The 12,257-nt window shown below is 53.3% G+C and carries 14 protein-coding genes; 6 read left to right on the top strand and 8 right to left on the bottom strand.

What is annotated here, in order from left to right; all coding sequences use genetic code 11:
- Positions 1-24 precede the first annotated feature (24 nt).
- Both HJG54_RS23355 and psaK read right to left on the bottom strand, forming a co-directional pair.
- Entirely contained in the window at positions 25-1,224 is a 1,200-nt protein-coding gene (locus HJG54_RS23355) for a site-2 protease family protein (RefSeq protein WP_316431650.1), read from the bottom strand.
- Between the two features lie 304 nt (positions 1,225-1,528).
- The gene (gene psaK, locus HJG54_RS23350; protein WP_051925026.1) at positions 1,529-1,795 is read right to left on the bottom strand and encodes a photosystem I reaction center subunit PsaK; all 267 of its coding nucleotides are present in this window, start codon (positions 1,793-1,795) and stop codon (positions 1,529-1,531) included.
- Positions 1,796-2,075: 280 nt separating this feature from the next.
- On the opposite strand from psaK, the gene HJG54_RS23345 reads away from it, so the two are divergent.
- On the top strand, positions 2,076-2,816 hold the full coding sequence (locus tag HJG54_RS23345) for a phosphoribosylanthranilate isomerase (RefSeq protein ID WP_316431649.1): 741 nt from the start codon (positions 2,076-2,078) through the stop codon (positions 2,814-2,816).
- Here HJG54_RS23345 and HJG54_RS23340 read toward each other — a convergent pair.
- Positions 2,757-3,698, bottom strand: a complete 942-nt coding sequence (locus tag HJG54_RS23340; protein ID WP_316431648.1) for a LysR family transcriptional regulator — start codon at positions 3,696-3,698, stop codon at positions 2,757-2,759. The genes HJG54_RS23345 and HJG54_RS23340 overlap by 60 nt on opposite strands.
- A 414-nt stretch (positions 3,699-4,112) precedes the next feature.
- On the opposite strand from HJG54_RS23340, the gene HJG54_RS23335 reads away from it, so the two are divergent.
- Entirely contained in the window at positions 4,113-4,601 is a 489-nt protein-coding gene (locus tag HJG54_RS23335) for a hypothetical protein (RefSeq protein WP_316431647.1), read from the top strand.
- Positions 4,602-4,726: 125 nt separating this feature from the next.
- On the opposite strand, the gene HJG54_RS23330 is transcribed toward HJG54_RS23335, so the two are convergent.
- The 3 genes from HJG54_RS23330 to HJG54_RS23320 form a co-directional block, all read right to left on the bottom strand.
- Complete coding sequence (locus HJG54_RS23330; protein ID WP_316431646.1) at positions 4,727-4,939, bottom strand: hypothetical protein; 213 nt, start codon at positions 4,937-4,939, stop codon at positions 4,727-4,729.
- A gap of 400 nt (positions 4,940-5,339) precedes the next feature.
- Positions 5,340-5,555, bottom strand: coding sequence for a hypothetical protein (locus HJG54_RS23325; protein WP_316431645.1), 216 nt, complete (start codon positions 5,553-5,555; stop codon positions 5,340-5,342).
- Positions 5,556-5,594: 39 nt separating this feature from the next.
- The gene (locus HJG54_RS23320; RefSeq protein ID WP_316431644.1) at positions 5,595-5,843 is read right to left on the bottom strand and encodes a tyrosine-type recombinase/integrase; all 249 of its coding nucleotides are present in this window, start codon (positions 5,841-5,843) and stop codon (positions 5,595-5,597) included.
- Between the two features lie 30 nt (positions 5,844-5,873).
- Between HJG54_RS23320 and HJG54_RS23315 the strand changes: the two genes are divergently transcribed.
- Positions 5,874-6,071: a hypothetical protein gene (locus tag HJG54_RS23315; RefSeq protein WP_316431643.1), complete on the top strand. Its 198-nt coding sequence runs from the start codon at positions 5,874-5,876 to the stop codon at positions 6,069-6,071.
- Positions 6,072-6,160: 89 nt separating this feature from the next.
- On the opposite strand, the gene HJG54_RS23310 is transcribed toward HJG54_RS23315, so the two are convergent.
- Positions 6,161-7,843 (bottom strand): NAD(P)H-quinone oxidoreductase subunit 4, encoded by a 1,683-nt coding sequence (locus HJG54_RS23310; protein ID WP_316431642.1) that lies wholly within the window; start codon positions 7,841-7,843, stop codon positions 6,161-6,163.
- 528 nt (positions 7,844-8,371) lie between these two features.
- Here HJG54_RS23310 and HJG54_RS23305 point away from each other — a divergent pair.
- Entirely contained in the window at positions 8,372-8,881 is a 510-nt protein-coding gene (locus HJG54_RS23305; RefSeq protein WP_316431641.1) for a hypothetical protein, read from the top strand.
- Positions 8,882-9,089: 208 nt separating this feature from the next.
- Positions 9,090-9,977, top strand: a complete 888-nt coding sequence (locus tag HJG54_RS23300; protein ID WP_316431640.1) for a hypothetical protein — start codon at positions 9,090-9,092, stop codon at positions 9,975-9,977.
- A 50-nt stretch (positions 9,978-10,027) separates the two neighbouring features.
- Here HJG54_RS23300 and HJG54_RS23295 read toward each other — a convergent pair whose 3' ends face one another.
- Positions 10,028-10,411, bottom strand: coding sequence for a four helix bundle protein (locus tag HJG54_RS23295; RefSeq protein WP_316431639.1), 384 nt, complete (start codon positions 10,409-10,411; stop codon positions 10,028-10,030).
- A 150-nt stretch (positions 10,412-10,561) separates the two neighbouring features.
- Between HJG54_RS23295 and HJG54_RS23290 the strand changes: the two genes are divergently transcribed.
- Positions 10,562-12,148, top strand: coding sequence for a glucose-6-phosphate isomerase (locus tag HJG54_RS23290; protein ID WP_316431638.1), 1,587 nt, complete (start codon positions 10,562-10,564; stop codon positions 12,146-12,148).
- The last annotated feature ends 109 nt before the right edge of the window (positions 12,149-12,257 follow it).

The raw sequence follows: 12,257 nt of genomic DNA, 5'->3' as shown, positions 1-12,257 counted from the left end.
CCAGCTCCACCTCCCCGTCGCTGCCTACCGCAACGCATCCCTTGCCACACCTTGCAACTGAAGGCTATCCGGGAACTGGGACTCGGTTTTAATTTGCTGAATTACGGTTTCGGGCACTAGAAGGCGCAGTTTGGTGGCTAATGCCTGCACTACATCAGCCCGGTCAATGACGCCCACCACTGCCCCTGCAGAGGACAATACTGACAATCGAGGCACCTGCTCTGTTTCGAGCTGATCGATCACCTGCGCTAGGGACGTGGATTCGTTGACCGTCGGCAATTCCTCTAGGGGTTGAACGATAGCCTGCACCGTTTGGAAGTCCCAGAGACTGCGTTCGATCGAGCGAAGCGCCTCTACTTGGACCAAGCCGACATAGCGCCCGCTGGTTTCGGCATAGTAGATTGCTGAGTCGGGGTCATCTGTCAGATAGGTAGCAGTAAATTCGCTCAGGGGCAAATTGGCATCCACCCGTTTGAAGTCGCGAGTCATCGCTTCAGAGGCCGGAATTTGCAGCATCGCTTCCTGTAGAGCAATCACCCGCCGATAGGCACTGGCCCGCCGAATGCCAAACCAACCCAGCAGCACCAGCCAAAGGAAACTAAAGCGCAGAGAAACCAAAAACCCAAGGATACCCAGCCCGATACCCAGCCAGCCCAGCACCTGCCCACTTTGGGCCGCCCAGCGTACTCCCTTGACGCGGCTGCCTGTGGTTTTCCAGATCAGGGCCTTCAGCACCTGTCCCCCATCCAGCGGCAATCCCGGCAGCATATTAAACATGGCCAACACCAGGTTAATCCCCGCCAAGTGATTCAGCATTGTTTTCAGCGGCAACCCGGTCGGCAGCAGCAAGCTCGTGACAAACAGCAGCACAAACAAGGCGAAACTCACCGCTGGCCCAGAGATCGCCACCCAAAAAGCCTGTCCTGGCGTTTTCGATTCCTGAGCAATCGAGGCGATGCCGCCAAACGGAAACAGAGTAATCGCATTCACCGCAATCCCCTGGGATTGGGCCACTAGGCTATGCCCCAGCTCATGCAGCAGCACCGACGCAAACAGCAACAGTGCCATCAGCAGACCCGCCAGCCACGCCCAACTCGACTCCCAACCTGCCGCCAGCCAGTCGGCGCTAAAGAAAAAGGCAAACAGCAGCAAACTACCAAACCAGGCCGGATTTAACAGAAACGGAATGCCAAAAATAGAGCCAATACGCCAACCAGAAGTCATAGATCTAGAGCCTGCTACGGATCTTCTACTATAGACCCTGCCTCAGTCTGCGGACTTTACCGCAAACCAGCAAACGAGTTGTCAGTCTTACCCAGGCAAACCAGACAAAAAAGCTGAGTTGACAGCTTACACTGCACTCAGCCTTGTCCAATCAGGTTTAGTAAACAAGAGAAATAGAACCGAAATTTGGCGTCCTTGGACCTTCGGGCTGTAATTAGAGCTGTAATTGGAGCTGTAATCGGATGCATTCAGCCCAGCCCCAATTTGCAAGAGAATCGGATCAGGACCTTCCTGTATGGCCTGCCTACAGTAAACCAGCGTTGCTCAAGCCTAGAATCATTCCTGCTCCCAGAATGTGACCAAAACTAGCGGTCGCCAGCAGCTCAGGCACACCAAACCCAGTGAACATCGCGGGCAACTCAACCGGGAGCTTGGGACCCACGCCCCGCTTTTGGATCGCATAGTAGCCAATGGCAATAGCAAATAGGTTGCAGAAAATCATGACTAGGCCGACGCTAGGAGTCCATTCAGCCGTGCGGGCAACCGCAGCAAACAAAGTCTGAGATACCAAGGTCTTATACTCCTATTGTTGATAAGATTGCAGAAATACTAAGGATTATAAAAATTGAAGTGGCTCTTATTTGAGGAATTAACATTTCTTCGGTATTTTTGAAATAAATTGCAATCTAAGAGCCAGGAGTCAGGAGCCAGACTTCCCAGAGCGTCAGCCGACGGGAGCCAGGAGCCAGGATTTCCTTTAATTGCTTAATATTTAAGAAGTCATCCCCTAACCCCCCTACCCCCATCCCCTAACCCCCCATCCCCCTACCCCCATCCCCCTACCCCCTCCCATGCACATCAAAATCTGCGGCATCACCCAACCGGATCAAGGGCTAGCCATCGCTGAGCTTGGCGTTTCGGCATTGGGTTTTATTTGCGTGCCCCAGTCGCCTCGCTATGTCAGTCCGGTGCAGATTCGGGCAATTGTGGACGGGGTTTGTGCAGCGAATCGAACGGTTGACCGGGTGGGGGTGTTTGTGGATGCTTCGCTGGAGCAGATTCGGCAGGTGGTGATGCAGGGTAATTTGAACGGGGTGCAGTTGCATGGCAGCGAATCGCCCCAGTTTTGTCAGCAGGTGCGGCAGGCTTTGCCAGGGATTGCGTTGGTTAAAGCGTTTCGGGTGCGGGATGCGGCGACGCTAGCGGAAACCGAACTTTACCAAGCGGTGGTGGATGCGCTGCTGTTGGATGCTTACCATCCGGGCGCACAACATCCAGGACAGCACGGCGGCACAGGACACACAATTGCCTGGGAGATGCTGCAACGGTTTCGGCCTAGCTGCGACTGGTTTCTGGCGGGGGGCATTACGCCTGCGAATGTGTTGGCAGCTCTGAGCTGGGTGCAGCCAGATGGCATTGATGTGTCCAGCGGGGTGGAGTCATCTCCGGGTCAGAAGAATGTGCAAAAGGTAGCGGCATTGATAGCGCAGTTGCAGTTGCGAGCACAGGCGCATTTGGAAGATGGGCAAGAGTCAGATAGAAGCGGAGGCGTAGTCAGTGTGTTTGCTGGTGAAGGTTTTGAGCGTGTCTAGGAAGGCATAGACGGCAGGTGGATGCAGGGCATCAGCGAGCACGGTGACCCGAATGATCCGCTCTAGGGGCGCTGGTAAGGACCGCACCTGAATTTCCGGCGGTAGGGGTTCAGCCGCTAAGCGAGCAATGATGGTAGCTCCCAAACCCTGGCTCACCATACTGACAATCGTAGAATCTTCCATAATTTCGTAGGCGGCGCTCATGGGTTGCTCTAGGCGAGTCAGGTGGTCGCGAATCAGAATCGAGCAGTAGTCGTTGGAGGGGGGCATGATCACTGGATAGACGGTCAGATCCTCCCACGTGATTTGATCGGGTATCCTGGCTCCAGGTGGAAACAGCACAATATATTCATCCCGCAGCAGCTCCCAAGACTCAAACTCATCTGTAGTCGGCATACAGGTTATGCCAATATCGACTCGGCCTTCCCGCAACGCCTGCTCTACGCCATCATCGCCCCGATATTCGACGATTGTGACCGCAATGCTGGGATAGCGCTTGTGAAATTCGGCAATCACGCTCGGCAGCACATGGGTAGCGGCACTGCGAAACGAAGCGACCCGCACCTGACCGCCCTGCAACCCTTTGGATAAATTGGCCTCTCGCCCGATCAGCTCGAGCTGCCGCAGCATTTCTTGGGCGTGCTGTAACACACGTTCGCCAACAGGAGTCAAGGTGGCACCATGCCGCCCCCGTGATAGCAACACCACCCCCAGGTCCTCTTCCAAACTGGCGACTGCATGACTGACTGCCGATTGAGAAATGCCGAGCTGCAACGCTGCCTCGCTGAAGTTGCCACAGTTTGCGACCGCAACCAGAATTCGTAACTGAGATAGTTTGATCGCTTCTAAATTCATGGGTTCCCCTAGCTGTGATGAATGCATTGTGAAGGTTCAATTGCAACCCGTAACAAGAGCTGCGCGGCGGAAGATTTTGACGACAGACTTTAAAAAGACCTGCTCTAAAGTCTGGCAGGACTTTAAACAAGTATGCTCAATTGTTTTGCAATCAACGGTCTTTGTTCCCACTTTAGCCATGAATTTTATTCATGCATTTGATGAATATTACTTTTTGTTGCGGAAGCGCCAAATCACTACAGTGGAATCAAGGGGAATTGCATCTGTGACGAGATGCGCCAGCCTCAAGGCTTTGATGCAGTTGCTCTACTGCTGCGATAGAAAAGTGCGGTAGGACGGTACTCAGGCGATTAGCCCAGTACAGCACCAGCATTTCACAGCAAAACCGATAAACCGAGCGCAGAAAATAGCGCAGAATTCTTTAGTGAGGAGGATCAGTCGATGCTGAAAACTCATCTCCAGCCCATTGTGGCGTTTCTATTCCAAACACCAAATCACCCAAACCAAACTCAAGTTAGCGATCGGCACCAGCAACCTGCCTCGGACCAGGTAGATCGCGAATACTCTCATCCTATGATTGACTATTACTTTGTGAATGCCGAAAGTAACGGCACCAGCCAAGCTAATTCAGACCGTTCTGACTATTGGCAGCCGATGACAGGATACTATTTTGTCGATGCCAATCAGCTTGACACGAACCAACCCGATCAATCCGAACAGAGCGCAACCAAGTCACCTAAATGGGCAACCTTCTTCAGCCACCTCTGGCACTCACTGGTTACGCCCAATACCGATCCACGAGTTGAGCAGCAAATTGACCGTTCTGGCCAACCCCTCTGGCAGGTCTATGATCCGATGAGCGACCGTCATCACACCTTCTATTCGGAAGAAGATGTATATCAGTGGCTCGAACGTCGCTACTATGAATAGTCCTAGAAGTGGACTCAGCTCTGAGCAGGCGTCTCCCTTAACGTAGGCGGTGGTATTCACTAGCGCGCACCTGATTCAGGTGCAGGGTGATATACTACCGCCTATATGCATGGGGTAACTCTAGCTTAGCGTTCCAGCACGGTCATGAATTTGCCCTTGGCAAAGGGAGCCGGAATAATCGGAGTGAACCTGGCCCGGTCCGGCACCAGGTTGCGGACATAGAACTCGTTCATCTGATGAATCACCTGGTCGCGAGTACCGATAATCCAGATCTGTGCTCTATCGTCTCCGTAGGTGTGATCGATCACGGTCAACGATTCGTTGCATTCAGTATTCATTGGGTTTAGCCTCGTTTGTTTGATTTCGGTCAAGAAATCGCTCAAGGCACCATGCCTGACTACAGGACGCATCAAACGAGGCCATGCAGGTTGCACTTCTACAGTACAATCAACACAGCCTTGCTCTCTGGGTCGAACAGAGAGTCAGGTGAGCTGATCCTTGCGTGCTGGTAACACCTTGGATCAGCGCCCGAATCGCCTGCCTTGAGCGGCCCACTAGCCCTCTTCGGGTCCGAGAAAAACTAGTATCGCAAAGCATAAACTAAAGCAGTGAGAAATACAAGCGTGAGATTGTAATTGTTCACAATGCGTGAACGTTGCTTGCAGTAAAACCACTCGCTCAGCTCAACCCACTGCTGCACCGCTGCCATCTACCAACTCAAAACTCAAAACTCAAAACTCAAAACTCTCCTAAGGTATAGCAGCCTACCCGTTTGTCAATCTGGGCTGCACGAACCGCTTGCTTAAGCGTCTTTTGTAGTCCACTCTCATGCAAATGGTGACGACGCACAATGCCACTGCGCGGGTCACGTGAACGACTCGGCGAAGGAAACACAAATTGCCAAATCCAAGCTCGATCGGCATGAGGATATTTTCGCTCTAGTGCGAAGGGCAAGTAAACTGAGCCATGACCCTGATCTAAGTCTCGCTGGTGTCATTGCTTCACTCGCTGAAGATGTTGAGTGAGGGACTCAATTAAACTAGTCGGTAGCATGGTGACTCGACTTTCATTGCCTTTAACATCCCGCACCACAATTTGACGTTGAGCAAAATCCAAATCTTTGATTCGCAACTGCAACCCTTCATTCAAGCGAAGACCACTGCCGTAGAGAAGTTTAATCACAATTTGATACACACCTGAGAGATGCTGGAAAAGGGCTTGAACTTCAGCTCTGGTTAGCACTGTTGGTAGATATCGTGATGGGTTAAAGACTTGGATTTTGCTCAATGGCAGATTGGGATTCGGGACACTAAGGGGCATGAGAGCCGAGTCACAATGCTGCCGCTTTGCCTGGTCGAACCCTTGCGCCATCAGCTAGAGCAAGCCAGAAGATTGCATCCGCAAGACCTGGAGGCAGGCTATGGCTCAGTTTATAACGGTAGCTATACTCCGCGAGGACTTGCAGCATAACAATCTGGTTAAACAAAAACCGATCGCCCCTAGGAACGATCGGATCATCTGAGCGTAGAAACTTGAGTGAACCTGTCGCCGACTTAAGCCTACTCGAAGAGACCCAAGACCGGAGCCGGTTCTGACTCTGCAAAGTGCGGCATCAGGAATCCATTGGCATAGACTTGCGGGTTTTCCTGCGCAATGGTCATGTAGGATTGGCGCACCTGGGCATTCACGGCCACAGTCTTCACGTCATACATTTGGGTTGCCAGCTTGGGATAGAAGCCAATTCCGACAATTAGCACCAGAAAACAGACGGCAATGAACACCTCACGAGGCTTGGCATCGCTGTAAATAGCATCCGCCGGCAGCACACAATTGGTCCCAAAGCAGACGGCTTCCTGTTCGCCCTGGGGTTTGCCTGCATCGGTGAGGACACAGGATGGAGCCATGCCTGCACCATAGAAGACCTGCCTCAGCATCGACAGCAGATAAATCGGCGTCATAATCACGCCCACTGCCGCCAGGAACACCGTGACCGTGCGGAAGGTAGAGCTATAGATGTCGCTGGTGGCTACGCCCAGAAACACCGAGATCTCACCCACAAAACCGCTCATTCCCGGCAGAGCTAGCGACGCCATTGCTCCCATTGTGAACAAGGCAAACACCTTTGGCATCACCTGACCAATGCCGCCCATTTCTTCCATCGCCATCGTGTGGGTGCGGTCGTAGGTGACGCCCGCCAGGAAGAACAGGACGGCGGCAATCAAACCGTGGGAGATCATCTGGAGCAGTGCCCCGTTGATACCCAGATCGGTGAAGGAAGCAATACCCAACAGCACAAAGCCCATGTGCGACACCGAAGAATAGGCCAGCCGCCGCTTCATATTGGTTTGGGCAAACGAGTTGAACCCGCCATAAATAATGTTGACCACGCCTAGAATCGCCAGCACCGGCGCGAAGTAGACATGGGCATCCGAGAGCAGCTCCAGGTTGAGACGAATCAGGCCATAGCCGCCCATCTTCAGCAGCACACCAGCCAAAATCATCGAGACCGGAGCGGACGCTTCACCGTGGGCATCGGGCAACCAGGTATGGAGCGGGAAAATCGCCAGCTTGACGCCAAAGGCAATCAGCAAGCCCGCGTACAGCAATAGCTCCAGACCGAGCGGATAATCCTTTAAGCCCAGCTCGACCATATCAAACGTGACGGTGTCGCCATAGAAGGCCATTGCCAGCGCCGCCACCAAAATAAAAATCGAAGCGGCTGCGGTATAGAGCAAAAACTTGGTTGCCGCATAGCGACGCCGCTGTCCGCCCCAGATGCAGACCAGCAGATACACCGGAATCAGCTCCACCTCCCACATGATGAACAGCAGGATCAGATCTTTGGCCACAAAAACCCCGATCTGACCGGCATAGAGTACCAGCATCAAGAAGTAGAACAGCCGCGGCTTCCGATCCACCTGCCAAGCGGCAAACATAGAAAGCGTCGTCACCAGTCCAGCCAGCAGCACCAGCGGCATCGACAGCCCATCGACCGAAACGGCCCAGTTCAGCCCCAACTGCGGTACCCAGGCATAGGATTCCACGAGTTGAAACGTCGCACTGCTAGCATCGTAATGCGTCCAAAAGGCGTAGCACATCAAGACAAAGTCCGCGAGACCTACACCCAGAGCAAACCATCGCACACGCTTGCCATCTTTATCTGGCAGCACGGGGATGATTAGGGACGCGACGAGTGGCAGTAGGACGATCGCGGTTAGCCAGGGAAATTGTTCCGCTATCATGGCAATGAGAAAAAATACCTATTTACATGAGTCTATTCTACTCAGGTTTGTTTACATTTGTTCATAGATCTTTGCCATAGATAAATATTTAGTAGAGTTTAGTAGATAAATTGCTGGCGATTGAAATCGCGTCCACACAGACAAAACCCGCCTGCGTGCGTTACTCAGACAAACTGATCATCAGCGAAGGCCAACAATTGGTCCGCTTACAATCACCTGTCCAACAAAACTAACTCCCCACTCCCCACTCCCCTCGTTCGGCGAGGCTCACGAGCCGCATCTCCCCACTCCCCACTCCCCTCGTTCGGCGAGGCTCACGAGCCGCATCTCCCCACTCCCCACTCCCCACTCCCCACTCCCCACTCCCCACTCCCCTTGTTCGGCGAGGCTCACGAGCCGCATCTCCCCACTCCCCACTCTCCACTCCCCACTCCCCACTCCAAGTTAATTCTTTCTATACTCTCTTCCAAAAACCAGACCAACCGCGAGACAATAATCACGCTTCGTTTGTTATCAGGAGTTAAAGATATGAACGCCCTGAGATGGCGCAGAATGGTGGCTCCCCTGTTGCTCAGCCTGCTGCTTGCTTCCGCCTGTGCTCCGCCGGCTCCGTCTCGCTATGAGCAGACTCAGCAGGAAACAACTCAACGCAATGCGCCCGGCGCTGTCGCCAAAGAGGCCACCCAAGGCGCAAAATTCAATCAGTTTTTTCCGCGGTCGGTGAGTGGCTACCAAATTGTGCCCGCTCAGGAGAAGAAAGGATTTGCCGAATATAAGGTGAACCGAGGCGGCAAGAATGTGGCGGTTCTGTCGATTAGCGACACTACCGGTGTGGCGGGTGCGGCAGATAAGTTTCAGGGTAGCGCCACCAAAATTGCTGGCTATCCGGCAGTGGAGCAAGGGCAAAACATTACGGCGATTTTGGTCAACGGCCGCTATCAGGTGAAAGTGCAGTCCCGCGACCCCTCCTTCACTAAAAACGACCGGGTGGCTTGGATTCAGAAATTTAATTTACAGGGATTGGCAAATCTGCGGTGAGATTTGGGTGTTGCTGTATTGGGAGCAGGAGAGATGAGGGAGGTGGCGGCTCGTGAGCCTCGCCGAACGAGGGAGGTGGGGAGCAAAAGTGTAGCTCTGTTTAGGAATTAGTAATTAAAAGATCAATACAAGCTTTAGATGACTGATTGAATGTCATTGAAATCGTCGCTGCATCAGCGGGTTGAATCGTCTGTATAAGGAGTAGGCTGTGAGCAAACCAATTTATGAAATCGTAGACCGACTGCCCACCGGTGGCATTACCGTCATGGCGCTGAAATCGCTGGATTTCGTCATTCCCGGACAATGGCAGAATTTGGTTGGCTTTGACAATACGATTCGGGCGGTGACGGGCGAAACCGACGAGGGTTTGATTCAGCAAATTGGCGAGCGGGCCGTGACCCTGTTTAACGACAAATCCCAGGGCTATCAGCAAGCACTCTGGCTTTACCAAACCGTCGATTCAGCGTCGGGGGCACTGGGAGCCGCAGCGTTAGCCAACCGCATTGGCCAGGATATTTCCTTTCTGGGAGTGCTGAAAAACCTGACGCCCAAACCTGAACGCGCCCAGAGCATTGACCTCTGCGTCAAACTAGTCGTTGAGCTAGTAGCCTTTTGCCAAATCAACGGCATTCCCGGCGACAGCATTGGCGACTTTTTGGCAGCCCTAGGCGACTATAGCGGCGAATCTCTGATGCGGATGGCGGCTCTGGTTTGCTTCGATGGCCTGATTCCCCTCGGTCCCGATTTTGCCCTCAAGGGCTTGTCCACTATTCAACAGATGCCCCCCGCTGACCTGGAGCACAATCAGACCTTCAAGGGGGTGAAAGATCTGATCCCAGGTGGCAATACGGCGGGTCAGCTTGGCTTTATCAGCCAAAGTTTTGCATCCACGAAAGGCTGGATGGATAACTTTGTGGCAGCCCATAACCTCACGCCGGAAAAAGTCGTGAATAACTTAACCAAATTTGTGGAAATTTCAAAAGATAAATTAGATTATCTAGGCGCATTCATGGATATGTACGTCAAGTACTACGAGCACACGGGTGTGCAAACCCTGGCGCGACGGTTGATTGAGCGGGCAGTGGCGGAGATTTGAGTGAAGGGTGAGGGGTGGGGGGTAGGGAGTTGGGGGTAGGGGGTGAGGGGTTATTGGGTGGTCCAGGTTGGGGCGGTTTTTATCATGGTGGTGAGTTGACCGAGGATCTGATCATAGGTTTTGTATAGTTTTCTGCCAGTGTTGGTGTCAAGGTAACTGCACTTAACCGAAAATTCTAACCAAACTTGGGTTTCGGTTGCTTCTGCTTGGCAATCGCTCAGTTTGGCGATGAAGGCAGCTTGGTATCTACGCTTGCGCCATGCTTCACCTAAATTGACACAGACGGAACGGGACGAGCGTCGCATTTGATTGGTCAATGAATACCGCTCTTCAATCGGAAATTGCTTAGTCACCTCAAAAATCTCCATCGCTGCGGCAAACGCAGTTCGATACACCTCTAAATCTCGATAAGTTCTAACCAATCCCCTAGCCATGACACAACACCCACCATCCCAACCCCCTAATCATTCCCCCAACCCCCAACCCCTCACCCCCAACCCCTCACCCCTCCGCCCCCATCCGCTTCAGTCCGATACACTGTTGAGTAGTCATTCACAGAGTAGTCATTCACGAGGGTCAAGACAATGGATGCCGCTACACTTTGGCAACGTTACCAAGATTGGCTGTATTACCACGAGAGGCTGGGTCTCTATCTCGACATTAGCCGCATGCGGTTTAGTGACGAGCTAATTGCTACCCTTCAGCCCAAGTTCGATAAGGCGTTTCAAGATTTGGTGGCCATCGAGCAGGGGGCAATTGCCAATCCGGATGAAAACCGTATGGTAGGCCACTACTGGCTGCGCGATCCCGACTTGGCTCCTACCCCCGATTTGCAGGAAGATATCGTCACGACGCTGCACAAAATCCACAGCTTCGCCCAAAAGGTGCATAGCGGTGAGATCCACCCGCCCAACGCGGCTAAGTTCACAGACATCCTCTCGATCGGCATCGGCGGATCGGCGCTGGGTCCGCAATTTGTGGCTGAAGCTCTAGGAGCGCTGGATGCTCCGATGCAAATCCACTTTATTGACAATACCGATCCAACTGGCATCGATCGAGTACTGACCAAACTGAAGGACCGCCTCGCCTCGACCCTAGTAGTGGTGATGACTAAATCTGGCGGCACACCTGAAACCCGCAATGGCATGTTAGAAGTGAAGCACGCCTATGAGCAGCAGGGGTTGAACTTTGCTCAGCAGGCAGTAGCTGTGACCGGCATTGGCAGCAATTTTGAAAAGTTAGCCAAAACCGAAGGCTGGATCGATATTTTCCCAATGCACGATTGGGTGGGCGGACGCACCTCCGAAATGTCGGCTGTGGGATTGCTGCCTGCGGCGCTGCAAGGCATCGACATTGACGCAATGCTGGCCGGTGCCAAGGAAATGGATGCCGCGACGCGGGTGCCCCAACTCAAAGGTAATCCGGCGGCAATGATGGCCCTGAGCTGGTACTATGCGGGCAACGGTAGAGGCGAAAAGGATCTGGTGGTACTGCCTTACAAAGACAGTTTGCTATTGTTCTCGCGCTATTTACAGCAGTTGGTGATGGAGTCGCTGGGCAAGGAAACCGACCTAGATGGCAATGTGGTGCATCAGGGCATCGCCGTCTACGGCAACAAGGGATCCACCGACCAGCACGCCTATGTGCAGCAGTTGCGGGAAGGCGTCGCCAATTTCTTTGTCACCTTTATCGAAGTGTTGGAAGACCGGCAGGGCAGTTCGATTGAAGTGGAACCGGGCGCAACCTCTGGCGATTATCTGTCTGGCTTTTTGCAAGGCACGCGCCAAGCTCTATTTGAAAATCAGCGCGATTCGATCACCGTCACGATTCCCAGAGTTGATGCCCGCACAGTGGGTGCCCTGATCGCCCTCTACGAACGCACGGTCACAATCTACGCCTCCTTGATCAACATCAACGCCTACCACCAGCCCGGTGTGGAAGCCGGCAAAAAAGCTGCCGCCGCTATTCTGGATCTGCAAAAGCAGGTGGTGAAAGTCCTGCAAGAAGCCAATGCCCCAATTTCCCTCGCCGATCTGGCTTCCAAAGCCGGAGCCACCGACCAAGTCGAGGCCATCTACAAAATTGTGCGCCACCTCGATGCCAATCAGCGCAGCGTCCAGCTTACCGGCGATTTAGGGCGGCCTGAGGGGTTGAGGGTGAGCGTGAGGTAGGGAGTAGGGGGTGGAGGGGAGTGGGGAGTGGGGAGTGGAGGGTAGGGGGTGGAGGGTAGGGGGTGGGGAGTGGGATTGGTATGACGAATCAATTGCAGGTTAAGTACTC

Origin of the sequence: Leptolyngbya sp. NK1-12 (assembly GCF_032598965.1) — a bacterium.
Lineage (GTDB): Bacteria > Cyanobacteriota > Cyanobacteriia > Elainellales > Elainellaceae > Elainella.
The sequence above is the reverse complement of the archived record's forward strand: the minus strand, read 5'-3'. Positions and strand labels throughout refer to the sequence as shown.

Coding starts and splice junctions, on each gene's coding strand:
- HJG54_RS23355 (WP_316431650.1), bottom strand. CDS start 1,224: ATGACTTCTGGTTGGCGTATTGGCTCTATTTTTGGCATTCCGTTTCTG.
- HJG54_RS23345 (WP_316431649.1), top strand. CDS start 2,076: ATGCACATCAAAATCTGCGGCATCACCCAACCGGATCAAGGGCTAGCC.
- HJG54_RS23340 (WP_316431648.1), bottom strand. CDS start 3,698: ATGCATTCATCACAGCTAGGGGAACCCATGAATTTAGAAGCGATCAAA.
- HJG54_RS23335 (WP_316431647.1), top strand. CDS start 4,113: ATGCTGAAAACTCATCTCCAGCCCATTGTGGCGTTTCTATTCCAAACA.
- HJG54_RS23330 (WP_316431646.1), bottom strand. CDS start 4,939: ATGAATACTGAATGCAACGAATCGTTGACCGTGATCGATCACACCTAC.
- HJG54_RS23310 (WP_316431642.1), bottom strand. CDS start 7,843: ATGATAGCGGAACAATTTCCCTGGCTAACCGCGATCGTCCTACTGCCA.
- HJG54_RS23305 (WP_316431641.1), top strand. CDS start 8,372: ATGAACGCCCTGAGATGGCGCAGAATGGTGGCTCCCCTGTTGCTCAGC.
- HJG54_RS23295 (WP_316431639.1), bottom strand. CDS start 10,411: ATGGCTAGGGGATTGGTTAGAACTTATCGAGATTTAGAGGTGTATCGA.
- HJG54_RS23290 (WP_316431638.1), top strand. CDS start 10,562: ATGGATGCCGCTACACTTTGGCAACGTTACCAAGATTGGCTGTATTAC.